At 49.9% G+C, this 24,802-nt stretch carries 16 protein-coding genes; 10 read left to right on the top strand and 6 right to left on the bottom strand.

Annotated features, from left to right (window positions below):
• Positions 1 to 5 precede the first annotated feature (5 nt).
• From ABD852_RS18870 to rfaD, 4 genes are all read right to left on the bottom strand, one after another.
• On the bottom strand, positions 6 to 4,922 hold the full coding sequence (locus tag ABD852_RS18870) for a translocation/assembly module TamB domain-containing protein (RefSeq protein WP_345031729.1): 4,917 nt from the start codon (positions 4,920 to 4,922) through the stop codon (positions 6 to 8).
• A 78-nt stretch (positions 4,923 to 5,000) separates the two neighbouring features.
• Positions 5,001 to 5,726, bottom strand: a complete 726-nt coding sequence (locus ABD852_RS18865) for a hypothetical protein (RefSeq protein WP_345031728.1) — start codon at positions 5,724 to 5,726, stop codon at positions 5,001 to 5,003.
• Positions 5,727 to 5,916: 190 nt separating this feature from the next.
• Positions 5,917 to 7,410, bottom strand: coding sequence for a Fe-S cluster assembly protein SufB (gene sufB, locus ABD852_RS18860; protein WP_345031726.1), 1,494 nt, complete (start codon positions 7,408 to 7,410; stop codon positions 5,917 to 5,919).
• Positions 7,411 to 7,551: 141 nt separating this feature from the next.
• Positions 7,552 to 8,517, bottom strand: coding sequence for an ADP-glyceromanno-heptose 6-epimerase (rfaD, locus tag ABD852_RS18855; RefSeq protein WP_345031724.1), 966 nt, complete (start codon positions 8,515 to 8,517; stop codon positions 7,552 to 7,554).
• A 191-nt stretch (positions 8,518 to 8,708) separates the two neighbouring features.
• On the opposite strand from rfaD, the gene ABD852_RS18850 reads away from it, so the two are divergent.
• The 4 genes from ABD852_RS18850 (at position 8,709) to ABD852_RS18835 (ending at position 12,844) form a co-directional block, all read left to right on the top strand.
• On the top strand, positions 8,709 to 8,834 hold the full coding sequence (locus ABD852_RS18850; protein ID WP_345031722.1) for a hypothetical protein: 126 nt from the start codon (positions 8,709 to 8,711) through the stop codon (positions 8,832 to 8,834).
• Positions 8,831 to 10,537 (top strand): sodium:solute symporter family protein, encoded by a 1,707-nt coding sequence (locus ABD852_RS18845; RefSeq protein WP_345031720.1) that lies wholly within the window; start codon positions 8,831 to 8,833, stop codon positions 10,535 to 10,537. Before ABD852_RS18850 ends, ABD852_RS18845 begins: the two co-directional genes overlap by 4 nt.
• A 149-nt stretch (positions 10,538 to 10,686) precedes the next feature.
• Positions 10,687 to 11,766, top strand: a complete 1,080-nt coding sequence (locus tag ABD852_RS18840; RefSeq protein WP_345031717.1) for a LacI family DNA-binding transcriptional regulator — start codon at positions 10,687 to 10,689, stop codon at positions 11,764 to 11,766.
• Between the two features lie 73 nt (positions 11,767 to 11,839).
• The gene (locus ABD852_RS18835) at positions 11,840 to 12,844 is read left to right on the top strand and encodes a Gfo/Idh/MocA family protein (RefSeq protein WP_425568824.1); all 1,005 of its coding nucleotides are present in this window, start codon (positions 11,840 to 11,842) and stop codon (positions 12,842 to 12,844) included.
• Positions 12,845 to 12,946: 102 nt separating this feature from the next.
• Here ABD852_RS18835 and ABD852_RS18830 read toward each other — a convergent pair whose 3' ends face one another.
• Entirely contained in the window at positions 12,947 to 13,483 is a 537-nt protein-coding gene (locus ABD852_RS18830; RefSeq protein WP_345031714.1) for an RNA polymerase sigma factor, read from the bottom strand.
• Between the two features lie 478 nt (positions 13,484 to 13,961).
• On the opposite strand from ABD852_RS18830, the gene ABD852_RS18825 reads away from it, so the two are divergent.
• A complete protein-coding gene (locus ABD852_RS18825) occupies positions 13,962 to 15,158 on the top strand; it encodes a sialidase family protein (protein WP_345031711.1) in 1,197 nt (398 codons plus the stop codon).
• Positions 15,159 to 15,390: 232 nt separating this feature from the next.
• On the top strand, positions 15,391 to 17,604 hold the full coding sequence (locus tag ABD852_RS18820; protein ID WP_345031710.1) for a hypothetical protein: 2,214 nt from the start codon (positions 15,391 to 15,393) through the stop codon (positions 17,602 to 17,604).
• 611 nt (positions 17,605 to 18,215) lie between these two features.
• On the opposite strand, the gene ABD852_RS18815 is transcribed toward ABD852_RS18820, so the two are convergent.
• Positions 18,216 to 18,362, bottom strand: a complete 147-nt coding sequence (locus tag ABD852_RS18815; RefSeq protein ID WP_345031707.1) for a hypothetical protein — start codon at positions 18,360 to 18,362, stop codon at positions 18,216 to 18,218.
• A 202-nt stretch (positions 18,363 to 18,564) separates the two neighbouring features.
• Here ABD852_RS18815 and ABD852_RS18810 point away from each other — a divergent pair, with 202 nt between their 5' ends.
• From ABD852_RS18810 to ABD852_RS18795, 4 genes are all read left to right on the top strand, one after another.
• Entirely contained in the window at positions 18,565 to 19,254 is a 690-nt protein-coding gene (locus ABD852_RS18810; protein ID WP_345031704.1) for a M15 family metallopeptidase, read from the top strand.
• A 138-nt stretch (positions 19,255 to 19,392) separates the two neighbouring features.
• Positions 19,393 to 20,010 (top strand): RNA polymerase sigma factor, encoded by a 618-nt coding sequence (locus ABD852_RS18805; protein WP_345031702.1) that lies wholly within the window; start codon positions 19,393 to 19,395, stop codon positions 20,008 to 20,010.
• Positions 20,011 to 20,087: 77 nt separating this feature from the next.
• Positions 20,088 to 21,248 (top strand): FecR family protein, encoded by a 1,161-nt coding sequence (locus ABD852_RS18800; RefSeq protein ID WP_345031698.1) that lies wholly within the window; start codon positions 20,088 to 20,090, stop codon positions 21,246 to 21,248.
• A 119-nt stretch (positions 21,249 to 21,367) separates the two neighbouring features.
• Positions 21,368 to 24,793, top strand: coding sequence for a TonB-dependent receptor (locus ABD852_RS18795; RefSeq protein WP_345031695.1), 3,426 nt, complete (start codon positions 21,368 to 21,370; stop codon positions 24,791 to 24,793).
• The last annotated feature ends 9 nt before the right edge of the window (positions 24,794 to 24,802 follow it).

Below are 24,802 nucleotides of genomic sequence, written 5' to 3'. Positions count from 1 at the left end.
GCTGCTTATCTGAAAAACTCTTTCACTTTGTCATAGTCCAGCGTGACAATAAAACTGACCCCGGTTTCAACAATAAAACCTTCCAGAACAGTCTGGAACTGGTTCTTCCGGTAGGCCCTTACTACGTATCTGCCGTCCCGGGTAACGCGGTAGTTTACCGCAATATTGTCAAAAATCTCCGAGGACTGGGCAGACTGCCCGCTGTTCTCCAATTCAAAATTCCGGCCTACCGAGACGGTTATCCGGTCATTCAAAAAACCTTTGGTAAGGCCTACGTTGAGGTCGGTCCGTGCACCGGCCGTACCGGTAGTAGAATTCAGGTTGAAATCAAGCTGTACCCCTTTGATCAAATCAGCAGCCAGGTTATTAAGCTGATCACTTAACATTTTACTCACGCTTTGCCTCGCGATTGCCTCCGCGCTAAACCCTCCGAACGAAACGTTCGACGTCTCTGCCATGAACTTGTTAAGAAGCAGCAATCCAAAAACCTGTTTGTTCATTTCGGAAGCATCGTTCCGGAATGCGGTCAGGATTTGCTCATCATCTATCTTATTTTTAATGGCGCTGCCTGCCTTCGCGTCTACTTCCAGGTCAAAGGCAATCCGCGGATTGCTCAGGTTACCCGAGATCCGGAGCAGCACGTTGAAAGGAATTTTCCCGTACGCATAATTGGTCGGGCTGAAAGCCGACGGGTCGGCTAAAACCCCGTAAACCGCGGTGATATCCAACTCGGCCTGCATGGGGTCACCCGACCAGATCAACTGGCTTCCCTTCCGTATGTCGAATTGCTTTTTCAGGATTTCCAGGGTGAGTTCGTAAGCCCCCTCTTCTACCTCGTACGAGCCCAACAGGTAAAGCTGGCCATTGGGCGCCAGCCCCGTATTCAACCGGGCGTTCCCGCGTACCTTCAAATGGTCGCCGTTCATTTCGTCGAGCACGATGGTAAACTCCGCAGTCGGGTCAGTTTCAATATTAAGCGAGAGCTCAGATGCAAAATCCACCACCACACCGGTTTCTTTGCCTGCCTCCTCCGCGGTTTCCTCTTCCTTGCGCTTCACAAATTCCACGACGCCATCCCCCCGGTCTAATCCTGCATCCTCATCCGGCAGGATAAGGGTTGCATTGCTGCCATCCTGGATCTTTACCGACCCATCGACAATACTTTCCGATCCTCTACCTTTAACAGACAACCGCGTACCGGCAAAAACCTTCCCATATACCAGTTCATTGTCTTTTCTGCTGGCATTGAGCAGCATAAAGCGATCCGACGAAACCGTCAGGTTGTACCCCACATCCGGAATCCGGTCAAGCGAAACATTTCCATTTACCACCAGCTTCTGGCCAAGGCTGTCCAATATGGTCAGGTTCGAAAGCTTCATCAATGGTGCATCAAACTTGATTTCCCCATTTTCGAAGGTATACCTCGCTCCCATCTGCTTCACATGAAATGCAAGTTCGTTCAGCGCTACCTGCCCGTTCAGCGCGGGGTTCTCCGTATTTCCCTTGATGGTAAGGCTCCCTGCCAGGTTACCGCCTCCGTTCCTCAGCTCCCCCCCTGAAAAAGCTTCGATAAGCTTCGCATCCAATCGCTTCATATCAAAGGTGAGGTCAAACGGGTTCCTGGCCCCCGAAGCATAAATCCCGGACAGGCTCAGGTCATTATTTTCTCCCCTGAGGGTCATGAGCAGGTCAATCCGGTCGGATCGGTCACTCTTTGCGCTCAGGTTAAAGTCACCCATCGCCACTTCCATCAACCTGAGCTCTTCTACTGATACGTCGCCCTTGAACACCGGGGCTTCGCCCATGTAATCGCGGACGTTGATATCACCGTCGAGACGACCGCTAGCCAACTTTGCGTCGCGGGTAAACAGCTCTACAAGCGGGCCAATGGCCACGCTATCGGCCGTAATGCGGATAGGACCATTCGGGTAGGGCGCGCCGCTTCCATTATCCCCCACCGAATTAATCACCAGCCGTTCCCTGGAACGGTTTCTGAACAGGGTAAAATTCTTAACCAGCACACCGTCTTTTCCATAGCTAACGTAGCCCGAGGTATCAGTCCGCCAGGGTCTGTAATTAAAGAGAACCCGGTTTTGTAAACCGATCACCATATTCTCACCCTCTTTGCGGATTTTCGCGCCCAGGGTATGCTGATCCTTTCCGAGCGAATCCTTGACCGTCAATTTCGAAACAGCCACATTATCGGCTACATTTCCGTTCAGATTGAAATTTCTGACCCGGAAACTACCTGAAAGGACTTCGTTGATATTTCCATTATAAACAAGTTTCTGACCATCTCCGTAGGCTTTTAACACCAGCCCTTCGACGTTGGTCGAATCATAAGTGATCAGCGGGGCGGCGGCTTCCAATCGCAGGGTAGTGTCGACGGTGTTCGTCAATCGCGCAGTGAAATCCACCCTCTCCATTTTGGTCAATGCCGGTGCGAAAACACGGAGCGCATCGTGCATGTTCACCGATGCCTTCAGGTCAAGGTTGTAAGGGCGGCTGCTGACCGGCACCAGGGTATCGGTGACCTGGAAATAGCGATCTATTTCGCCGGCAATAATGTCACCCAGAGCTGTGTAATCGAAAACACCCTGCAGCGTTGCATCGGCAAAGGCGCTCTCAAGCTTCAACGATTTCTGCGCACCTTCACTTTGAAGCTGCAACCGGAGATCTCCAACAGGGGTTTGTTGAGAATTTTTCTTTAATGCCACATTACTGCCCACGATGGTTCCCAGCGGATTGTCGGGGTTGGTTGAAGCAAGGTCTATTTTGAAATTCCCGGCAACCGAGACGCTGTCGGAATACAGCTTGAGCTGGAACAGGTCAAGGTTTTTCACGCCTGCTTCCAGGTTCACCGAAGGAAAATCAAGGTTCAGGTCGGAGGTTCCGTTCAACGTCACTGCTGCGTTAGGGTCGTCCATTGCAGCCTTAAAGCCGGCCAGTCCGTCCTTGACATTACCCTCAAGCTTCAAATTGGTATAATTGTAACCCATTACTTCCGCCTGCGCCACTACCCCCTGGAGCCTGGCGTCCGATTGCGTAGCGGTGAGGCCGGTTCCGGAAAAGTCGGCTGTCAGGGAAACCTTCCCAAGCTGAGCCGCAGGTTTCATCAGGATCTTACCAACGTCCACACTCTCCATTGAAAGCGTACCGTTGTAAGTGGCCTTGAGGGAGTCTGTGATATTAAGAAAATCTCCGGCCAACTGTATATTTCCCCTATCAGTCTCGAGATGGGCATCCACCTTTAGGGCTTGGAGACTTCCTTCTACTTTCCCTTTTAAGGTCATGGTCTCCGGCAGGCTGATCGAATCAGGGAGAGTTCCTTTCGGAATAAGGGTAAGAAGATCTTGTTGACGGGTGGTAATTTCGTCGACCGTCAGGTTCAACCCCAGCTTCCCTGTATCAGGCAAGCCGGTAATTCCTCCTGAAATGCGCATCCGCGTTGCTTCCGGCATCGTAAAGAGCGCGTCACGGATTTGCAAATCCCCGATTTTCCCGGACAGTTTTGCGCTCCCCTGGACGAAGCCGGTCGGCCGGGTATCAAAAGGCTGTGTTTTGGCGAGATCCGGCGCGAGCAGCAACAGGTCTTTAAATCCCAGTCGTGAATTGACCAGGTTCATATCGATGCGCACATTCGCGGGATTACCGGTAAGCTCCGACAGGCTGGCGTAATCCAGCTGCACGTGATCACCAATTGTACTATTCGGCGTTTCAAACAAAAGCTCCTTTAAATAAGCCTGCCTGCTTGTGTAGGCAAACTCGGCAGCTGCTTTATTCACCTGGAAACCGCTTTTATCGGCAAATACCAAGCTTTCCAGTTTACCGGCCGTACTGTCCTGCGAGTAGACAAAACCAGTGAGCCGGCCGCCCAGGTCGGTCAGCTGAAGGTGCGAAAAGTCCACACCCGTTTTTTGCGGGACCGAATTCGCGTCATCAAACTGAACATCATTCCGGTCCAGGTTCAGCCTGCCCAGGGTCACCGTCCAGCCTTTGTCCGGCTCCGATGGCTCCTGCCCGGCTGCCATCTTGGGTTGCTCCGTTTTCTCAAAAGCAACCACATTCTTCGACCCTTCCAACGTCAATTCTTTCACCGCCACCCGCTGCCCGTCAAGGTAAACATGATCAACCGAAGCAAGGAGCTTCGGAAAAGAAAAGGCGCCTTTCATTCCGCCGGCCGCATCGTCGTAAGTCACGGTAATATCACGGAAATCGATCTTTCCAAATTTCAGGTCGAGTGTATCAGACGATGAGGCTGAAGGTGTTTCGGCCGGCGAAACCGGGTCTGTTCCCGTAAAGAGATTTACTTTCAAGGCCGCCCGCTCCAACCGGATGTCGGTCGGGTGGTACCGGGAAAAGGAAGGATTAAACGCGCTGAACCCTACGCCGGCATCCTGGATATTCAGATCAGTATCAATGCCTGCGGCATCATCATAATAGCTAAGATGAACGGCTTTCAGCGTGGCTTTGTCCCAACTCATGTCAAGCGGAGATGCCGCGGAGTCCGGCACCGTGTCCTGGGAGGCGAAGGCGTTCACAATAAACTGATAATTAAAGTCTTGTTGCGGTGCACGCCTGTATACTTTTACACGCGCATTTTCAAGCACAACTTCATCAAGTGCAATCTTTCCTCTCAGCAGTCCCCACATATCAATCCCGGCCTGCAATTTCATCGCGGCTACCAGCGTATCCCCTTTAAGGTCTTCGATATAAATATGGTCAATGCCGGCTTGCGTCGGCCATTGCAACCTGACCTGCCCTATCTCTACCCGGGTATTGAGCTTGTTTGCCAGGTAACGGTTTACCTGCGCGGTCAGGAACTCCTGGCCGGTAGGGGTCAGCAGAACGAACAGCGCTACCCCAACCAATAAAAAAATGGCAAGCAGCAGGATAAGAAGTATGGAAACTACTCTTTTCAAAAAATGCGCTTAGTTGAAGTCCCTTTTCAGTGGGTGTAAAAAAGGGGCGAAATCGCCCCCTGGAATCTATACTGAATCCTATCTTTTAAACTTAGCCGGCTCAATCGGCTCATTGACGGCCAATTGAGAGGTTATTACATAGGAAGCTTTTCGCTTGATCTCCTTCTGCTCAATTTTGGACGGGTAAAGAATACCGTAAGTGGATTTAACATACTGGGAAAAGTCCGAGATAATTTCCTCTCCCCCTGCAAGCAACCTTGATTGAACGAGATAACCTGTGGCGTTGTCAAACAACAGTGTGTAGCGCCCTTCTTTGTTGTGCAATTCTACCTTTTGGACCGGCTTGCCATTGTATTGATCGGGCCCGACCAGAGAAGCGATAAAACCTCTTTTTTCATGATCCAGGAACGGGATCAGGAAATCGTACAATTCAAGTCTCATACTTCCCTGCTTGTCGGCGCTCAGGTTGCTGACCTGGTATTTGGTTACTTTATCAGCGCTGCCCAGCGGTACTTTTCGCCATGCATCCGTTCCTTTAATCCCGTAGATAAACCCTCTTCCTTTGATAATTTCATTTTTGTAAAGGGCTTTCTCTGCAAGGGAACCGCTAATTTCAGCATCATAGCTTGCAACATTGGTTGAAACATATTTACGTTTCAAGTTGTAAGTCGTAATGCTGTCCCACTTGGCTTTCCCGCCAGTGACTTCGTAGAATTTAGTAAAGATAGAATCCGCGGTTATCGCCTGTCCTGGTGCCTGAAATGCACTTACTGTTATCAGAAGGACTATTGCAATTGCTCTCATCGTGTTTTTCTTTAGTTTGTGGTAAAAGTCTCAGCACGGATTTCAAACCCGAAATCTATGCTAAGACAACCCGTAAATCTAAAAGTTTATTGCGCCGATGGTTCTTATTTTATTTATATCGAACTGATTATTTCCGGAGCCCTGTAGTAAGGCGCCGGACCGGCTGGCACTTCGTTACCTGTAAGAACGATCAGCCTACGCTTCCTTCGAGACTGATTTCCAACAACTTTTGTGCTTCTACAGCAAATTCCATGGGCAGTTGATTCAATACTTCTTTGGCATAGCCATTGATAATGAGCGCCACTGCCTGCTCTGTAGGAATCCCCCGCTGGTTACAGTAAAAAAGGATATCCTCCCCAATTTTAGAGGTAGTGGCCTCATGTTCGACCGTTGCCGAAGTGTTGGCTACTTCCAGATACGGGAAGGTGTGCGCCCCGCATTTATCGCCAAGCAAGAGTGAATCACATTGAGAAAAATTCCTGGCATTTTCGGCGCGCCGTAATATGTCGACCAGGCCCCGGTAGGAATTTTGGCTCTTCCCGGCCGAAATCCCTTTCGAAACAATCCGGCTGCGGGTATTTTTACCGACGTGCGTCATTTTGGTTCCCGTGTCGGCCTGCTGCATGTTGTTGGTGACGGCAACCGAATAAAACTCTCCGATGGAATTGTCGCCCTTCAAAATTACAGAAGGGTATTTCCAGGTGATCGAAGAACCGGTTTCCACCTGGGTCCAGGAAATCTTTGAAGAATCACCGTCGCAAATACCGCGTTTCGTCACGAAGTTATAGATCCCTCCTTTTCCGTCCTTATCTCCGGGATACCAGTTCTGGACCGTCGAATATTTTACCTCAGCGCGTTCGTGCGCAAATATTTCTACCACCGCAGCGTGAAGCTGGTTTTCGTCGCGCATGGGGGCGGTACAACCCTCCAGGTAGCTCACATAGCTCCCGGCATCGGCTACGATCAGTGTACGTTCAAACTGACCGGTTCCGGCTGCATTTATCCGGAAGTAAGTCGAGAGTTCCATGGGGCATCTTACCCCTTGCGGTATATACACGAATGACCCGTCGGAGAACACGGCGGAATTGAGCGCCGCATAGAAATTATCCTTGGGCGGCACCACGGAACCCAGATACTTTTTCACCAGGTCCGGATGTTCCTTAATGGCTTCGGTGATCGAGCAGAAAATAATGCCCTTTTCCTGAAGCTCCTTTTTAAAGGTGGTAATAACCGATTCGGAGTCCATCACGGCATCCACGGCCACACGCGGCGCTTCTGCCGGCGTCTCACCTTCCTCCCCGCTTTCCTCCACACCGGCGATCCGCTTCTGCTCACTGAGCGAAATCCCGAGACGCTCAAATGTACGCCGCAGTTCGGGGTCTATGTCATCGAGGCTTTTTACGGTTTTTTTCTTTTTCGGCGCGGAATAATATTTGATCGCCTGGAAATCAATCGGCGGATACGCCACATTGGCCCAGGTAGGCTCGGTCATGTTCTGCCAGTTTCTGAAAGCTTTCAGGCGCCATTCCAGCATCCATTCCGGCTCGTTTTTCCTGGCGGAAATAAAACGTACTATATCTTCGCTCAGACCCGGAGGCGCCTCATCCACTTCGATGTCCGTAACAAAACCATATTTATATTCCGAACTGGTAATTTCTTCCAGCAATTCTACTTCCTTTCCCATAATATCATCAATCGGTTATCAGAAACGTATCAAGGTTGTTAAAACACCTGATCCCTTGACGTTACAACAAAAGCCCGGTCGTTTGAGTTTGATTTACACCAAAAATAAGAAATAAATTCAAAAACCGCAATTACGCGGCATTTACCACGTTTTTCCGCTGTTCAAATAGTTCCGCACATAGTCGTTCACCCCCGCTTCCAGTGTCGTAAACGGTTTGTCGTACCCAATACTTCTCAGCTTGCTCATATCAGCCTCCGTATAATACTGGTACTTGTCCCGTATGTCGGCGGGAGTATCAATAAAATCGATCAAAGGCTCTTTTTCCAACGCGGCAAAAGTGGCTTTTACCAGGTCCAGGAAAGTCCTGGCCGTACCGCTTCCCAGGTTGTAGATGCCGGAGTGTTTGCGCTCATGCATCAGATACATGCACACGTCCACCAGGTCTTTGACATAAATAAAATCGCGCATCTGTTCGCCGTCCCTGAAGTCGGGGCGGTGCGAACGGAACAGCTTCATACGGCCGGATGCCCGGATCTGGTTAAAAGCGTGGAAAATAACGGAAGCCATACGCCCCTTATGGTATTCATTGGGTCCGTATACGTTGAAAAATTTCAGTCCGGCCCAGAAAAAAGGCTTTTCCTCCTGCTCCAATGCCCAGATATCGAATTCGTTCTTCGAATCACCGTAAGGGTTCAGGGGATGCAGCTGCGGGATTAATGTCTCATCATCCCGGTAGCCCAGCTCTCCCAAACCATAGGTAGCCGCCGAAGAGGCGTACACCAGGGGAATTTGCCCGGCTATACAGCGCTTCCAAACCTCTTTTGAATAATTGACATTGAGTTCGTCAAAAATTGCCCGGTCGAATTCGGTCGTATCCGTACGGGCGCCGATATGGAAAATAAATTCAACTTCCCGGCTATTCCGGTCAAGCCAGTCAAAAAAATCCCGCCGGTCTACTTTCTCCCTGATCGTCTTACCTTCCAGGTTAATCAGCTTTTCCCGCTTAGAGAAATCATCCACCGCTACCACGTGCCGGTAGCCGTCTTCATTTAGTCGCTTGATGAGACAACTCCCGATAAACCCAGCGGCGCCTGTTACTACAATCATGTCTTAGTTTTACGCTTTACCGAACAATTAAGATACAAAAGTAGGAAATCAAGGCGTTAACGACAGGAAACCCGGCACATTACTGTAGCTTTTTTTAAGAAATCCCTTTTCTTTGTAAGGCCACGCCCCCGATTAACGCCGGCAAATAGTATCCAAAGTCATTAAGTCAGTAGTATCCAAAATATCAACGCATGACAAAATCCGAAGACGGCTTGCCGCCATTTGTAAAAAGCTGGACACAGCTGTACTACCTGATCATCGCCGTGCTGATTCTCCTGATCGCTTTGTTTTACTGGTTTACCGTTAGTTTTGAATGAACTGGATCGACTGGATTGTACTGCTTCTCACGCTGGTAATCATTGTAGGCTACGGGATCTATCAAAGCAAAAAAGACAGGACGATTTCATCGTACCTGCTGGCTGACCGATCACTTCCCTGGTACCATATCACGCTCTCCGTCATGGCTACCCAGGCCAGTGCGGTTACCTTCCTGTCGGCCCCGGGCCAGGCTTATACCGATGGCATGCGGTTTGTACAGTTCTATTTCGGCCTGCCCCTGGCTATGGTGGTGCTGTGCATCACTTTTGTCCCGAAGTTTCACACGTTCAGGTCGGTCACCGCTTACGAATTCCTTGAAAAAAGGTTTGACCTCCGGACAAGAGGACTCACTTCCTTTCTTTTCCTCCTGCAAAGAGCACTCTCAACGGGCCTGTCCATTTATGCGCCGGCGCTTATTCTTTCCTCCATTCTCGGCTGGGACATCCTTTATACCAATATTCTGTCCGGTGCTGCCGTTCTGCTTTATACCGTTGTGGGCGGCGCCCGCGCTTTGTCCTACACCCATTTGCTGCAGATGGGCATTGTCACATTGGGTATGATAGCGGCCGGAGTGATGGTCGTACACCTCCTTCCGCCCCAGGTTTCTTTTACGGATGCGCTGAACGTGGCCGGGAAAATGGGCAAAACCAACGCCATCGATTTTACCTTTGACCTCAATAGCCGGTACAATGTCTGGTCGGGGCTCATTGGAGGGTTTTTCCTGCAATTGTCTTATTTCGGGACAGACCAATCCCAGGTGGGGCGGTACCTGACCGGGAGTTCGGTTGGCCAAAGCCGCCTCGGGCTCGCAATGAACGGGCTGCTTAAAATCCCTATGCAATTTCTGATTCTGCTCGTAGGCGTTCTCGTATTTGCATTTTACCAGTTCACCACGCCACCGCTTCATTTTGACGCAATTCCGGTCAACAAGACCCTCCAAACACCGTTCGCCGGGCAATACAGGGAGCTTGAAAGCAAGCATGAAGCACTGCAGCTTGCCAAAAGAGCGGAAGTCATCAAACTTCATGAAAGACTGGAAAACGGGGACGCAACAGAAATAGCCGCCTCCCGGAAAATACTTTCCGAGGCAGAAAAAGAGGTTCAAAGCCTTCGCAAAGAATCGGCCGGCCTGCTCTCCGAAGCCACCGGCACTGTGGTAAATGACGTGAACTACATTTTTTTGCGGTTTATCACCGACTACCTGCCTGCGGGCCTGGTCGGACTGCTCATTGCCGTTATCCTCCTGGCCTGTATGGGCTCTGTCGCCTCGGCCTATCAGTCGCTGGCATCCACGACCGTGGTTGATTTCTACCGGCGCAGCATTGCGAAAAACAAGTCGGAAGCACACTATGTGACTGCAAGCCGGTTGGCTACCGCTTTCTGGGGCATTTTCTGTATGGTGGTGGCGCAATACGCTTCGCGGTTCGGCAGCATGATCGAAGCGGTCAACGTGTTGGGGTCACTGTTTTACGGAGTAACCCTGGGCATTTTTCTTACTGCTTTTTATTTCAGGAAGATAGGCGGAAGAGCCGTGTTCCTGGGCGCGATTATCGGCGAGCTCTTTGTGGTCGTCAGCCACATTGCCGACCTTACGGCCTTCCTCTGGCTCAACCTGATCGGCTGCGTGCTGGTGATCCTGTTCGCGGCGGTGATTGAAAAAGTGTGGCCCGAACCCCGGAAACAATTGACAAATGGTGAGTAGTTCAATAAGTTGGGATGAATGTTAGCTATAGAAAACCTTGAACATAACTTGTATCCAGTCGTTTTTGCCGATTTTAGCGTAGAATTGCCGGGAATTCCCGCGCACTTCCCAAACAGTTTCAGTCTGAACCACTTTGCAAACCCGCTCTTGTGAAAGAAGTTCCCAAACCGGACAATCAGCAAAAAAACCTTTCCGGCGTGAAAGAAATCGCCAAGAGGGCGAATGTTTCTATTGCAACGGTTGACCGGGTCATACACAACAGGTCGGGGGTTTCAGCGAAAACTAAAGCAAAAATCAACCAGATTATTGAGGAGCTGAATTACCTCCCCAATTTAATGGCCAGCAGGCTGGCGCTGGGGAAAACCACCAGGCTCGCCGCCATTATCCCGGAGGTAACCGAAGAATCTGAATTCTGGCTCGCTCCCCTGAACGGGCTGAAACGGGCTGACAAGGAAATCAGGCAGTTCGGCATTGAAGTTGACCCTTTTCTATTCAACCCGAGTGACCGGGAAAGCTTCAAAGCCATCGCCAAGAATATCATGGAATCGGAGTACGACGGGATTATCCTGGCGCCGTCTTTTATTGAAGAAAGTAAAAAGCTGTTGGACGAATGCACCCGGAAAAACATCCCGTTCGTTTTTCTTGACTCCAACATCCCGGATCAAAGCAACCTTACCTATATCGGTCCGCCTTACTTCCAGAGCGGCTATGTTGCGGCTAACCTGCTCTCCAGGAGGCTTCAGCCCACCAGCAAATTACTGGTAGTCAATATCGCAACCGAATCCGACAGTTTCAATTACCTGCAGATTGAAAATGGTTTCAGGAAATATTTCAAGGAGTTTGAACTGGGCTGCGAGATTACCAGGATTGACATCCGGGAAACGGAGTACGAGTCGGTGGCCAGGTACCTGACATATGTTTTCATGTTCCACGCCGAGATTGAAGCGGTTTTCGTTACCAACTCACAGGTTTCGACCGTGGCGTCTTTCCTTTACAACAGCAAGAGATCGCATGTTGCGGTCATCGGCTATGACTACACGCCCGAAAACATCCGTTACCTGCGGAACGGAACCATCGACTTCCTGATTTGCCACCAGGCGGAAGACCAGGGCTACCGGGCAGCTATGTCGCTCTATCAATACCTGGTGCTGGGGCAACGGGTGCCGAAAGAATACTTCATGCCCATCGACATTATCACAAAAGAGAATCACGAATATTACCGGAACTAGTATCCGGTCCTGCCTAACGTGATATACTTAAGTAATTGACCGAAAGCAGATATTAAAAAAAACTATCGTAAACATGGATTTTTACCTAAATCGCCGCAAATTTCTATCAGGTGCTGTTGCGGGCACAGTGGGCCTCGGCCTCATGAACCAGGCCGAAGCCTTTTCTTTTGCTGACAACAATAAAAAAAGAGTGGGTATCATAGGGCTCGATACCTCGCATAGTATTGCTTTCACCAAATTACTGAACGCGGAAAACCCTGCTCCCCAATATAAAGGTTACAAAGTAGTTGCGGCCTACCCTTACGGCAGCAAGGACATCCAGACGAGCGTCAGCCGGATCCCGGATTACATTGAGCAGGTGAAGAAAATGAATGTCAAAATTGCCGACTCAATTCCCGATCTGCTCAAACAGGTAGATGTGGTTCTGCTGGAAACCAACGACGGACGTCTTCACCTGGAGCAGGTGCTGCCCGTTCTTAAGGCCGGTAAGCGCGTCTTCATAGATAAGCCCATCGCTGCTTCGCTGAAAGATGCGCTGGCTATCTTTGAAGCTTCAAAAAAATACAAAGTACCCATTTTCTCCGCGTCATCGCTCCGTTATATTAAAGGTCTCGACGGGCTTGACAGGAGCAAGGTAGTGGGTGCCGACGCCTATAGCCCTGCATCGCTTGAGAAAACTCACCCGGATTTGTTCTGGTACGGAGTGCATGGTGTGGAAACACTGTACACCGTAATGGGCAAAGGCTGCAAAGAGGTGACGCGGGTGCATACCCCCGGTACCGACATCGTAGTAGGTGTATGGGAGGACGGCCGCGTAGGAACTTTCAGAGGAACCCGTACCGGGAAACATAATTATGGCGGTACCGTTTACACCACGGAAGGAAACCGTACGCTCGGTCCCTACGGCGGCTACGAACCACTTCTGGATGATATCATCAAGTATTTCGAAGACGGCTCCGTGCCCGTTACGCCTGAAGAAACCATTGAGATTTTCGCCTTCATGGAAGCCGCCGACGAGAGCAAGCGCCAGGGCGGGAAAGCCGTAAAACTGGCCGATGTGCTGGCAAAAGCGAAATAAAAAAATAAGTGAAATCGGAAATGGGAAATCGGGAATCGGGCGTTAGCTTAAGAGTCCGATTTCTGATTTCCGATTTCTGATCTTCGATTTCCAGCTCCCGCTTCACCCCACAGAGTACTTTGCCTCCATCTGGACTTTTAAAAACTGCCTGGCCTTCACCAGTTGGTTTTTGACGGTATTTTTAGAAATTTTAAGGGAAGATGCGATTTCCTGGTATGATTTATTTTCCTCCAGGCTCATTTTCAGTATCTGCTTCCGCTTCGTAGACAAGCTTTCTACGGCCGAGTCAAGATGCGACATGCGGATTTCATATTCGTAGCTTTCGTCCTGCTCCTGTTCCCCCATGCGCTCAAAATAGCGTTGCTTGAGCACTTGTTCTTTTTCCATTTTTTTCAGGAAATCGAATGAAACATTTCTCAAACAGGTGTAGAGGTAGGAGTTGAAATTAAGCTCAGGCTTAATCTGATGTCTTCGTTCCCAAATCTTAATAAAGACATCCTGGAGCATATTTTCAGCTTCCGCTTCGTCTTTTACGATCGTATGGCAAAACCGCATAGCAGGCCCCTTGTAATGGTCGAACAAAACTGAGAAGGCCGCCCGATCACCTTTAATTACCTGTTGTAGAATTACTTCGTTCATATATATTTTATTAAGGAGTTGGAACTAACCAGTTTGTACCTGCACCGACACCGCTTTCTCACCCGAAACTCCCGCTAAACAGGGAGCGCGGACTTCATTCGTTCACTACCCCATCTGTCTTATCGGTACGCTCAAAGCCAAAATCAATATTGTACGATTTGTATTTCGGATATAAATTTACTAGCCATCTTCAGGATTCCTTTCGCTTTTTGCGTAAATAAAACCTCCTTTTGCGCAAACAGTTGATATTTAACATCTCCGCAATCTTCGGCCGGATTTTCTTCGGCCTGGAATAGCCCGGACGCAGGTTTAAGACGTAATGCTAGGGAACATCCGGGTGCGGCTGGTCGGCCATGCCTGCTTCGCTCCCCGATCTTCCCGGCAATGGCTATAGAAACGCAAACCGGCGCCGGATTTCATTATTGGGGCAATTGTCACTTCCCCAACTTTAATTTTTAATGTTTTAAATTTTCTTTTCATGCAAAAAACACGCGCCTTACTCTTCATCATCAGCTTGGGTATCGCCCCTTTAATAACCAGTGCACAAAAACAGAGTTTTATCATCCGGGAAAACCTGATTTTTCCTGAACAACCCCAGCATGTCCACGGAAGCAGTATTGTTGAACTCCCCAACGGAGACGTACTGGCAGCATGGTTTCAAGGTAGTGGCGAAAGAAGCGCCGACGACGTACGGATTATGGGCGCCCGGCTTGTAAAGGGCGCATCCGGCTGGAGCAAGCCGTTCCTGATGGCCGACACTCCCAATCTCCCCGACTGCAATCCGGTATTGTTCCTGAACCAAAAAGGAAAACTGTTCCTGGTCTGGATAGCAGTACAGGCCAATGAATGGGAAACCTCCATTCTCCGCTACCGCACTTCTACCGACTTTCTTTCCGCCGGCGCCCCTAAATGGAGCTGGCAGGACAATATTCTTCTTAATCCCGGCAAAGAGTTCCAGGAAGAAGTAGAGAAACAATTCAAAGAAATGCCCGACCTCCACCGGGGCTGGTCTACCTACGCTCCGGAATATGACAAAATGATTGTGGAAGCTTCCAAAGACCGCAAGAAAAGGACAACCGGATGGATGACCCGCATCAAACCTTTTCTCCTGAACGACGGACGCATCATTCTTCCGCTTTATTCGGACGGCTACAACTTCTGCCTTATGGCGCTATCGGACGACTTCGGTGACACCTGGACTCCTGGTTTGCCGCTTGTCGGCCGCGGCCCCATTCAGCCCGCTTTGATCAGGAAAAAAGACGGCACGCTGGTGGCCTATATGCGTGACAGCGGCGACGCTCCGGTGAGGGTTCACAAGAGCGAGTCAAAAGACCTGGGAAAATCGTGGACGCCTTCTGTCAAAACCGATATACCCAACACCGCCAGCGTAGAAATGCTCCAACTGAAAGACGGGAAGTGGGCGTTCCTCGGCAATGATATCGAAGACGGCCGGTATAAACTCAGTTTGTATATCTCGGATGACGAAGGAGCCACCTGGAAATGGAAAGTAAGGCTGGAAGACAAACAGAAAAATGAGGGTGGTTACTCCTACCCTGCCATGATTCTGGCGGCAGACGGCACGGTGCGCATCACCTATTCTTCGCACCCCACCAACCAAACCAAGTCCATCAAATATGTAGTGGTCAACCCCGAAGCAATCACCAAAGCCCGCTGACCGGCATTGAACAGTAACCATATTCTATCCTTATTATATTAAGTTCATGAAAGCGCCTTCCGAAATCGACAATCAGCCCGGGCCAATTCCCCGTATCCGCTGACCCGTCGTCAACCGATCTCCGATTTCCGACTTCTGATTTCCGATCTCCGACTTCCGATTTCCGATCTCCGACTTCCGACTTCCGATCCCGACTTCCGATCTCCAAAGGCCAATAACCATTCTATTTTAAATGAGACGTTTCTCTTTTTGTGCGCTTGTAATTGCGTGCTTCTTCAAAACTGCCGCTGCACAGCAGCCGGTTCACGTCGACCGACCGTTTGAGCAGGAACATGCGGTCAAGTACCGGGTAGGTCAGGCCGACAAGAAGCTTATAGCTGCCGCCGCTGACCGCAACGGGAAAATCCAGCTCGTGGGAGCTTCGGGCCTGCTCCAGCCGAACAACGGCCAATTTCTCTTTCCCGGCGACCTGGTACGCGACAACGTGTACCGGTTTATGAAAGACAAAACGATCCGCAGTATCGCCCGGTACGAAGATCAGCTGGTTTACCTGACCGACAAGCTTGTTTTCAGCAATGCCTGGGCGGGTGAGGTATACCTGGAACACGGCCTGAAAAATGCATCTGTCTTCGCAGGCGGAAAGGATTTTCAATTCCTGGTTGCCGACAGCAAGTCGCTGCACCTGGTGAAAGACGGCAAAATTACCTGGAAGGGAGCGCTCAAAGCCGACGAGGTGGTGGATGTTCGTTACCAGAAAAACGCCAATGCCTTCTGGATCCTGGGAAAAAGCAGCCTGAGTGTATTCTCACCAGCCACGCAAAACCTGAACCAGGTGTTCAAGGGAAATGGCTTTACCGCATTTGATATTAACAGTCACAAAAATCATGTCCTGATAGGGACCAAAGACGGTTGTATTACCTTTAACATCAGTACAGGCGAGCAGGAAGGCGCCATTAACAAAAGGCTCCCGGTGAACGACATCACCAGTGTCTGCCAGATCGGCGAAAAAACCTGGTTTGGAAGCAGCAACGGTGCATTTGCTTTGAGGCCGGACGGCAAATTCGACTACTACCAGGGAGAACGCTGGGTACTTGACAACCAAATAAGCGGGGTATTCCCGGGGCCCGGCAAAAATGTCCTGCTCCTGACACAAAAAGGCCTGACAGAACTGGTTTTCCAGGACTGGACCCTCCGGGATAAAGCGGCGTTCTTTGACAAGCAGGTACGGTCACGCCATATCCGGAACGGTTTCAACTCGACGCTAGACGGGCTACAGAACGGCAATGTCAACACGGGGTTCCTGGCAGATTCCGATAACGACGGTCTTTGGACTTCCATGTACCTGGGCGGGGAAGCCTTCCGTTTCGTAGTTACACAAGACGCGGAAGCGTTGAAGAACTGTCGTGAATCACTAGACGCCATGGAGCGCCTCTACGCGATCACGCCTGTTCCCGGCTTTCCGGCACGGTCCTATGAGCGTGCCGGTCATACCAAGGAGCTTGCCGACCCTGAAAGGTGGCAGCACAGCGCACATCCTGACTGGGACTGGAAATCCACCACCAGCAGTGACGAAGTCATCGGGCACATATTTGTGTTCGGCGTGATGGCTGAATTGATAGACGACGAGGACATCCGCAGCCGATCCATTACGCTGATCGACACGCTCATGAGCCATATCCTCCGCAACAATATGTACCTGATAGATTATGACGGTAAGCCTACTCAATGGGGAAGATGGCACCCGGAATATGTGAACAGCTTTCCGGTATCGGTCGGCGACAGGAAGCTGAACTCTTCCAATATCGTGGCTATGCTTCAGACGGCTTATCATTTCACCAAAAAAGAAAAGTACAAAGCGAAAGCTTTCGAGCTTATGGACAAGCACGGGTATTTCGAGAACCTGATGCGCCCTATCGAAAACATCGGGAAAACAGACGGCGCCGGCGATCTGAGCAGCCTGCTCTCCGACCGGTGGAACCACTCAGACGACGAAATGTATTTCCTCGGTTACTGGGGTTTGTACCGCTACGCTTTCAACGATACACTGAAAACTCATTTCAAAGACGCTATCGTAGACCACTGGCAGGCAGAACGACCGGAAAAGGAAGGGCTTTGGAACATTTTTACCGCGATTACCGGCGTTCGGGATTTCGACCTCAAAGAGGCCATATGGTACCTCCAGGAACATCCGACGGACCTGATCAACTGGTCCATTCAGAACAGCCACCGGAAAGACATCGACCTGATTGCGCCGAACTTCAGGAATCAGTCCACGAAAGAAGTGCTGCCGCCCGACGAACGACGGGCGCAACGGCACAACGGCAATATGTTCACAGCGGACATGACCCACGGCAATGGCGATAGCGAGCTGAGCGCCGGCGATATATGGCTGCTTCCCTACTGGCTGGGACGCTACCTCGGCGTGATCTCTGCACCGGAAAAGTAACCAATAGCATTACAACTTTTTATTTACCCTCTCTTAACTGTGAACGAAGCTCCGGCATGAATTTGCCGGGGCTTTTTTTTGGGGGGAGGGGTGAGGTGTGAGGTATGAGGTCTAAGGGGTGTGGTATGAGGTCGTCAGCGCTATCGCAGATTTGGGCCGCTACCCTTGATAACAGGTTTGGCGCCGCTCCCACCGGACGGTCATTCCGAGCGCAGTGGAGGGATCTCCCGCTCCCAGTACCCAATCCCTTTTAGAGGACTTTTTTTTATAGCAACAGGAGATCCTTCAGTTCCACTGCGTTCCATTCAGGATGACCATCCGGCAGATGCGCTACCATTGACAACAACAAGTTTGGTGCCGCTCCAACCGGAGGGTCATCCCGACCGCAGTGGAGGGATCTCCCGCTCACAGTACCCAATCCCTTTCAGAGGACTTTTTATAGCAACAGGAGATCCTTCAGTTCCACTGCGTTCCATTCAGGATGACCATCCGGTAGGCGCCGTCCGGACGGTCATTCCGAGCGGAGCCGAGGAATCTCCCCATCCCCCCACCCTATCCTTTAAATAGAATTTTTCTAACAATAGGAGATCCTTCGACTTCTCTGCGTTGCGCTACCATTGACAACAACAAGTTTGGTGCCGCTCCAACCGGAGGGTCATCCCGACCGCAGTGGAGGGATCTCCCGCTCCCTCCACCCAATCCCTTTTAGAGGACTTTTTTCTTGCAACAGGAGATCCTTCAGTTCCACTGCGTTCCATTCAGGATGACCATCCGGCAGATGCGCTTCCATTGACAACACCTATTTGTCATCTCCGCTACAAGGTGTTTTCACAAAAAACTTCTTTCTCGGAGTGACCGTCCGGCAGGCTTTCTCCGAGCCCGATAAGCGTTTGCAAAAAAAACTCATCGTTTATATCTTTGGAATACGCGATCTTGAAGAAAAAGAAATCATCACAACCATTGAAGACGTACCGGTTTTTGTTTATTCTCCTGGCCCCGTTTTTGGGGTATGCCCAATCCGTCCGGAACCTTCCGGAAGTTGAAAAGGATATGATTGCCAAAGGTCTGACAGACGTTCAGAAAGCCGATCCGACCATACGCGTGGAGCTCAAATATGCTACTGACGACAATTTCATGAAGAAAAAGGTCTACCAGGAATTGCAACGCGCCTATTTACAAAAGGAAACCGTACAAAAACTGGTAGCCGCCCATCAATTCTTGAAAGAAAAACACCCTGGGTACCGCTTTTTAATCTATGATGCGGCCCGGCCGAATTCGGTTCAATACCATCTCTGGAACCGGCTGGACGAAATGGGAATCGCGAAAGAAGACAAGACAAAATATGTTGCCGACCCCAAAATAGGCTCCAATCATAATTTTGGTTGTGCAGTGGATCTGACCGTTGTCGACGACCACGGAAAACCACTGGATATGGGAACCCCTTTCGACTTCTTCGGTCCGCTGGCTTATCCGCGCGCCGAGCAGGAAATGCTGAAAAAAGGAAAACTCACCCAAAAGCAGGTAGACAACCGCGAAATCCTCAGGTCTGCCATGAAAAAAGCCGGATTCATTGTAAATACAACCGAATGGTGGCATTTTGACAGCATGTCCAAAGCCCAGGCCAGGGCCAGGTATGGTATGATCCGTTAGAAACGCAGTAAAATTCTCGTGCACGTTTTACGGAAACTGAGTATAACCGGATTCGAAATGGCTAATTAGTAAGGTCCACTGTGTGAAATACCTGTGCAGATTACCAATCCGGAAGCCTCTAATCCCACTGTACTTAATTTGCGTGCGCCATATAAACATACTGCTGATGAAGCGCTCTGGGCACTGTACCGGGAAAGCGATGAAAATGCTTTTGCCGAACTGTTCCAGCGCTACTACGGCATGCTGGCACACTATGGTATGAAGTTCACCGCCGACCAGCAGCTGGCTGAAGACGTGGTGCAGGAACTAATGATCAGGCTTTGGTCAAAAAGAAGTGTGGTCAACCCGACTGAGTCCGTTAAATACTACCTGCTGAAGTCATTCCGGCATCTTCTTTTCAGACGCCTCAGACAAACCAAAATCTTCTGTGAAAAAACCGACGAGATGGACAATCTCATGGACCAGGTTTCAGCCGAAGACTTCCTGATACAAAATGAATCTGACCTGTTGCTCCGTCAGAAGGTAGCCAACCTGATGCAGCACCTTACTCCCCGGCAACAGGAAATTCTGTACCTGCGTTTCTATCAAAACCTCTCGACCCCGGAAATAGCGGTGCTGCTGGACATCAATGCACAGTCGGTAAGCAACATCATACAGCGCGCATTCACCAAACTCCGTACAAAGGCAACCACACTGTTGCTGGACATAGGGATTACAGCCGTCCTTTGGGTCCTTTCTTTCAATTGGCCCGATTAAAAAAATCTTCAACTGAGTATAGCCATTAGGCCTGGTGTGTAAAGGGAATATTAACGGTCCTTTATCAACCGGCAACAATGACACAGGAACAGCTCGCACTTTTAGAAGAAATCCTTTCTCACCCCCGGTTCGGAGCGTGGGCCGCAGGGAATGCCCCGGATCTTGAAACCTATTGGGAAGAATGGTCGGCGGGCGATCCGGCCCGGAAACAGATACTTGACCTGGCCAGGGAATGGTCGGAGTATTTCCACAGCAATTCGACACAAGCATTTTCTGAGGCTTATATCCAGGAAAAGGTAGCCCGGGCCATCTCGGCCGCCAGCTGGCGCGAGCATGATTTCTCCTCCGAATATGACGAAAAACCTGCCAGGCGATGGTCGTTTACTTTATTAAAGTCAGCCGCAATGATTTTGCTGGCATCGGGAATAGGCATCACCGCCTACTTTTATAGCCGCCCGCAAATAAGCGAGTCCGAAACGGTAAAAATATCGCAAACGGCCGGTCACGATAACGAATTGCAACGTATCGTCAATTCCGGAACTTCCCCCCGGCATATCCAGTTATCCGATGGCAGCTCCGTTGTGCTTCAACCGGGAAGCGAGATACGGTATCGCGCCGGTTTTGCTTCAGACAAACGTGAAGTCAGGCTCTATGGAGAGGCCTTTTTTGAAGTCGTCAAGAACAAAAAAGTGCCGTTTTATGTCATAGCCAACCAAATGGTAGCGCGTGTAGTGGGCACCAGTTTCAGGATCAAAGCCAAACCGGACCAGCCCTTCCTCGAGCTTAACGTAAAGTCGGGCACTGTTGCGGTGTTCAATAAAAAAATCAACGCCGGCGATAACCTTGATAACTATTCGTCATCCAGGGTTACCCTGATTCGCCAAAATGAAAAGGCTTTGTTCAAGCTATCGGGTGATGAGCTTCGCAAGCAAGCTGAAACTGTGGATATCCCGATCAGGCTTTCCATCGAAAACATCAGCTTTCAGTACGAGAACACACCGCTAAACGAGGTATTCGCGGAACTGGAATCCGCTTACGGCGTTAGCATCTCCTACAACCGAAACGAAATGTCCGACTGCAGCCTCACTGCCCAGCTGGGAGACGAACCGCTCTCGAAAAAAATAAAATGGATCTGTTCCATACTGGAAGCGGACTACCATATCCACGACAACAAGATTTCAATCTCAGGCAAACCTTGCCAACCAAACAAAAACATGCCTATGCCAGAAAACCCCTAAACCGACAAAACGCCCCCGCGGTTCGCCCCGACGGTATACCTCACCTGTAGTCATGCCGACAGGAGAATCGTCAGACCAACTTTGTATTGTTCCAATAATTCCAATAAACCTTTCAAGTTATGTATTCGTGCCTAAACGGAACTAAACTATTCAAACTCGCCATGAAGGCAACGGCCATACAAATGCTCCTGACTGCATGGCTGGCCACGGTAGCCTTCGCCAATCCGGGTTTCAGCCAGGAGATGCTGAACCAAAAGATAACGGTACACCTGGAAAACAAAAAAATCGGGCAGGTGTTGAAAACATTAGGCCGGCTTTCAGGCGCCAGCTTTATGTATAGTCCGGAGCTCATACAATCCGATCGCCATGTGTCGATCTCTGCTCAGGGCCAAAGCCTTAACCAGGTACTGCATCAGTTGCTGGACCCTTTGAATATCGCTTTTGAAGCCTATGAAAACCAGATCCTGCTGAAACGGGGCCGGTCGTTTTCCGATTCGCCGGACGCGTCACTTGCTGTCCCGGATGCTGCTGCTGTACAGGCTGCCGAAAACCGTATTGTCGGGAAAGTAAAGGATGAAAATGGTGAGCCGCTACCGGGCGTAAGCGTCATCATCAAAGGAACTCAAAAAGGAGTATCTACGGATATTAACGGCGCTTTCGAACTGGTCGTCCCTTCCGAAAACTCGATTTTGACCTTCTCATTTGTGGGCTTTCTCACACAAGAGACAACAGTCGGGAATCGTTCCTCAATCGACATCACCCTTCAGACTGATCAGAAAACCCTTGAGGAACTCGTAGTGGTGGGGTACGGTACGCAGAAAAAGACTTCGGTTACCGCAGCCATTTCAAAGGTTGAGAACAAAAAGCTCGACCAGATGCCAGCTGGGCGCCCGGAAGCAGCATTGGTAGGCCGTATGGCTGGTGTCAATATTTCGCAGACCCGTAGTACCCCTGGAAGTGCGCCTAAAATCACCGTTCGCGGTCCGGGTTCAATCTCTGCCAGCAATGAGCCTCTCATCGTAATTGACGGCTTTCCCGGCGGTAGCTTCAACAATATCAATATGAATGATGTAGAATCTATCGAAGTTCTGAAAGACGCTTCTTCGGCCGCTATCTATGGCTCTCGGGGATCGGGTGGGGTAATCATCATTACTACCAAGAGTGGAAGCCAGGGCAAACCAAAACTAAATGTCAATACCTATGTCGGCATCTCCCAACCGATGTTGCACGGTCGGGACAAATGGATTCCCGGAGGTCAGGAGTTTTATGACTATACGGCCCGCTATATCAACCGCGACTTTTACTGGTCAGGAGGGGACCCAACTCTGCCGCTCTGGGATGACGAAAGAAGGCCGGCAGCTTACCGCGTTAATCCGGTTATCAAACAGGGAAATCATAATTGGGAAGAAATTCTGATCAAACCTGCGGCGATTCAGAACTATAGCCTTTCTGTCTCAGGGAAGAAAAACGATGCGAGCTACTACATTTCTGCTAATATCAAGGACGAAAAGGGTACAATGATTACAAGTCGGTTCAAGCAATATTCCATGCGGGCGAACATCGGGCTTGACATCTCACCACGTATCAAGGCGGGATTGATGATCAGTCCGAACTATTCCGTCCAGCGTTCTTACGGCGGATCACTCCAAAACCTGATCAAAATGCCACCCTTTCTTTCTCCGGATAAGCAGGAAAACGGCAAGTACCTGACTCCTCGCGACTATTGGGGTATGACTGTTTCCGGTGGCGTAAACCCACTGGCGACCATGCTTGGGACCCACAATTTTGTGCATTCATTTAACAATGTTGGCGAAGTTTACACAAAATTCACCTTGGTAGACGGCCTCGATTTCAAGACCTCATTCGGCTTTAACATTGACTATCGCACGACCGACAATTACTCCGAACCAATGACAGGTCCTGCTAACCTTGCAAGCGGAGGCGCCAGAGACGATCGCACTTTTAACTGGATTAACGAAAACGTGTTGAACTATAACAAACAATTTGGCAAACACTATCTGAACGCCTTGGTTGGAGCATCGTATCAATACAATCTTTCAAGAATTTCAGCGCTTGCTATCCAGGCAGGATCTTTTGCAAATCCCACTATCTGGACCCTCAACAACGCAATCATCTCTCCAACGGGTAGTTACACCTCTAAATCTCAATGGGGGCTCGCCTCTTATTTTGGCCGTGTAAACTACAACTTTGATGAAAAGTATCTACTCTCGGCCTCTCTCAGAAGCGACGGAAGCTCCCGCTTCGGACCGGATGCCCGCTGGGGCTATTTCCCCTCCGGATCCGTGGCATGGCGTGTTTCCCAAGAACCGTTCTTTAAATCCATACGCGGAATAGATGAGCTCAAATTACGTGCCAGTTACGGCGTTGTAGGGAACTTCAACATCGGAGATTTCGCGTATCTCGGAACTATCGGAGATGCGGTTTATGCACCGGGCGGTCAACTAATTCAAGGAAAGGCTCCTTCTTCTTTCGGAAATTCCAAACTGCAATGGGAGAAAACTGCCAGTTACGACTTCGGTGTAGAAGTAGGATTCTTGGATAACCGTGTTAATCTTGTTCTTGACTACTACAACAAAACCACTAACAACCTGTTGTACAATGTCAGCATCCCGGCTATTTCCGGTTTTACCAACACCATTGTCAACGTAGGCGACATCGTTAACAAAGGGATCGAACTGGAATTGAATACGCGCAACTTTATTAACGATTTTAAATGGCAGACGTCTTTCAACTTCACCTGGAACAAGAATGCAGTGAAGAATCTGGGCGGCGGCGCTAAACAGGTCATCAATTCTCACTCTAGGGGTATGAGCTGGATCCTGAAGGAAGGTGTACCGATGTTCTCGTATTACGCCTACAAGCAAGCTGGGGTATTACAGACCAAGCAGGATATGGTTGACTATCCACTCATGACTAACCAGCGGATCGGAACAGTGCGCTACCAAGACACCAATAATGATGGAAAAATCACCGCAGATGACCGTGTAATCCTCGGTAGTTTCATGCCAAAAATCATTATGGGTATGGTGAACGACTTTGCATACCGCAATTTTGATCTCACAATTGCCATGCAATCTTCCCTCGGGGCCAAGATGTGGAACCTTGAAAACCTTTACTATCAAGGACCCACTGTTTCCGCTTTTTACAAACCGGCAATTGACGGACAGTGGTGGTCGGAGGAGGAACCTGGCGACGGCAAGCACCCCGCGACTTCTCTTGCATCGCTTGAGTTTGTCAGTAATAGTGATTACTATCTCGAAAACGCTTCCTTCGTAGCGGTTCGCAATATCAACCTCGGATATACCTTCCCGAGCAACCTCACCCAGAGAGCCAAGATTGATAACCTGCGACTTTATTTCTCTGTAAGCAACCCATGGATATTCACAAGCAAGGATTTCAAGGGATATAACCCGGAAGGATATACTTCAGCGGGTCTCAACGGCATCAACAGCCAACCGGGACACAATGACGGCTCCGAACCGATCAACCGGGTCTTTGCACTGGGTCTGAATCTTAACTTTTAGTATTAAAAC

Source organism: Ravibacter arvi, from assembly GCF_039540405.1.
GTDB classification, from domain to species: domain Bacteria; phylum Bacteroidota; class Bacteroidia; order Cytophagales; family Spirosomataceae; genus Ravibacter; species Ravibacter arvi.
The sequence above is the reverse complement of the archived record's forward strand: the minus strand, read 5'-3'. Positions and strand labels throughout refer to the sequence as shown.

Excerpts from the sequence above, each read along its gene's own strand:
- ABD852_RS18815 (WP_345031707.1), bottom strand. The coding sequence starts at position 18,362 with ATGGAACGCAGTGGAACTGAAGGATCTCCTGTTGCAAGAAAAAAGTCC.
- ABD852_RS18850 (WP_345031722.1), top strand. The coding sequence starts at position 8,709 with ATGACAAAATCCGAAGACGGCTTGCCGCCATTTGTAAAAAGCTGGACA.
- ABD852_RS18835 (WP_425568824.1), top strand. The coding sequence starts at position 11,840 with ATGGATTTTTACCTAAATCGCCGCAAATTTCTATCAGGTGCTGTTGCG.
- ABD852_RS18800 (WP_345031698.1), top strand. The coding sequence starts at position 20,088 with ATGACACAGGAACAGCTCGCACTTTTAGAAGAAATCCTTTCTCACCCC.
- sufB (WP_345031726.1), bottom strand. The coding sequence starts at position 7,410 with ATGGGAAAGGAAGTAGAATTGCTGGAAGAAATTACCAGTTCGGAATAT.
- ABD852_RS18845 (WP_345031720.1), top strand. The coding sequence starts at position 8,831 with ATGAACTGGATCGACTGGATTGTACTGCTTCTCACGCTGGTAATCATT.
- ABD852_RS18825 (WP_345031711.1), top strand. The coding sequence starts at position 13,962 with ATGCAAAAAACACGCGCCTTACTCTTCATCATCAGCTTGGGTATCGCC.
- ABD852_RS18820 (WP_345031710.1), top strand. The coding sequence starts at position 15,391 with ATGAGACGTTTCTCTTTTTGTGCGCTTGTAATTGCGTGCTTCTTCAAA.
- ABD852_RS18795 (WP_345031695.1), top strand. The coding sequence starts at position 21,368 with ATGTATTCGTGCCTAAACGGAACTAAACTATTCAAACTCGCCATGAAG.
- ABD852_RS18830 (WP_345031714.1), bottom strand. The coding sequence starts at position 13,483 with ATGAACGAAGTAATTCTACAACAGGTAATTAAAGGTGATCGGGCGGCC.
- rfaD (WP_345031724.1), bottom strand. The coding sequence starts at position 8,517 with ATGATTGTAGTAACAGGCGCCGCTGGGTTTATCGGGAGTTGTCTCATC.
- ABD852_RS18865 (WP_345031728.1), bottom strand. The coding sequence starts at position 5,726 with ATGAGAGCAATTGCAATAGTCCTTCTGATAACAGTAAGTGCATTTCAG.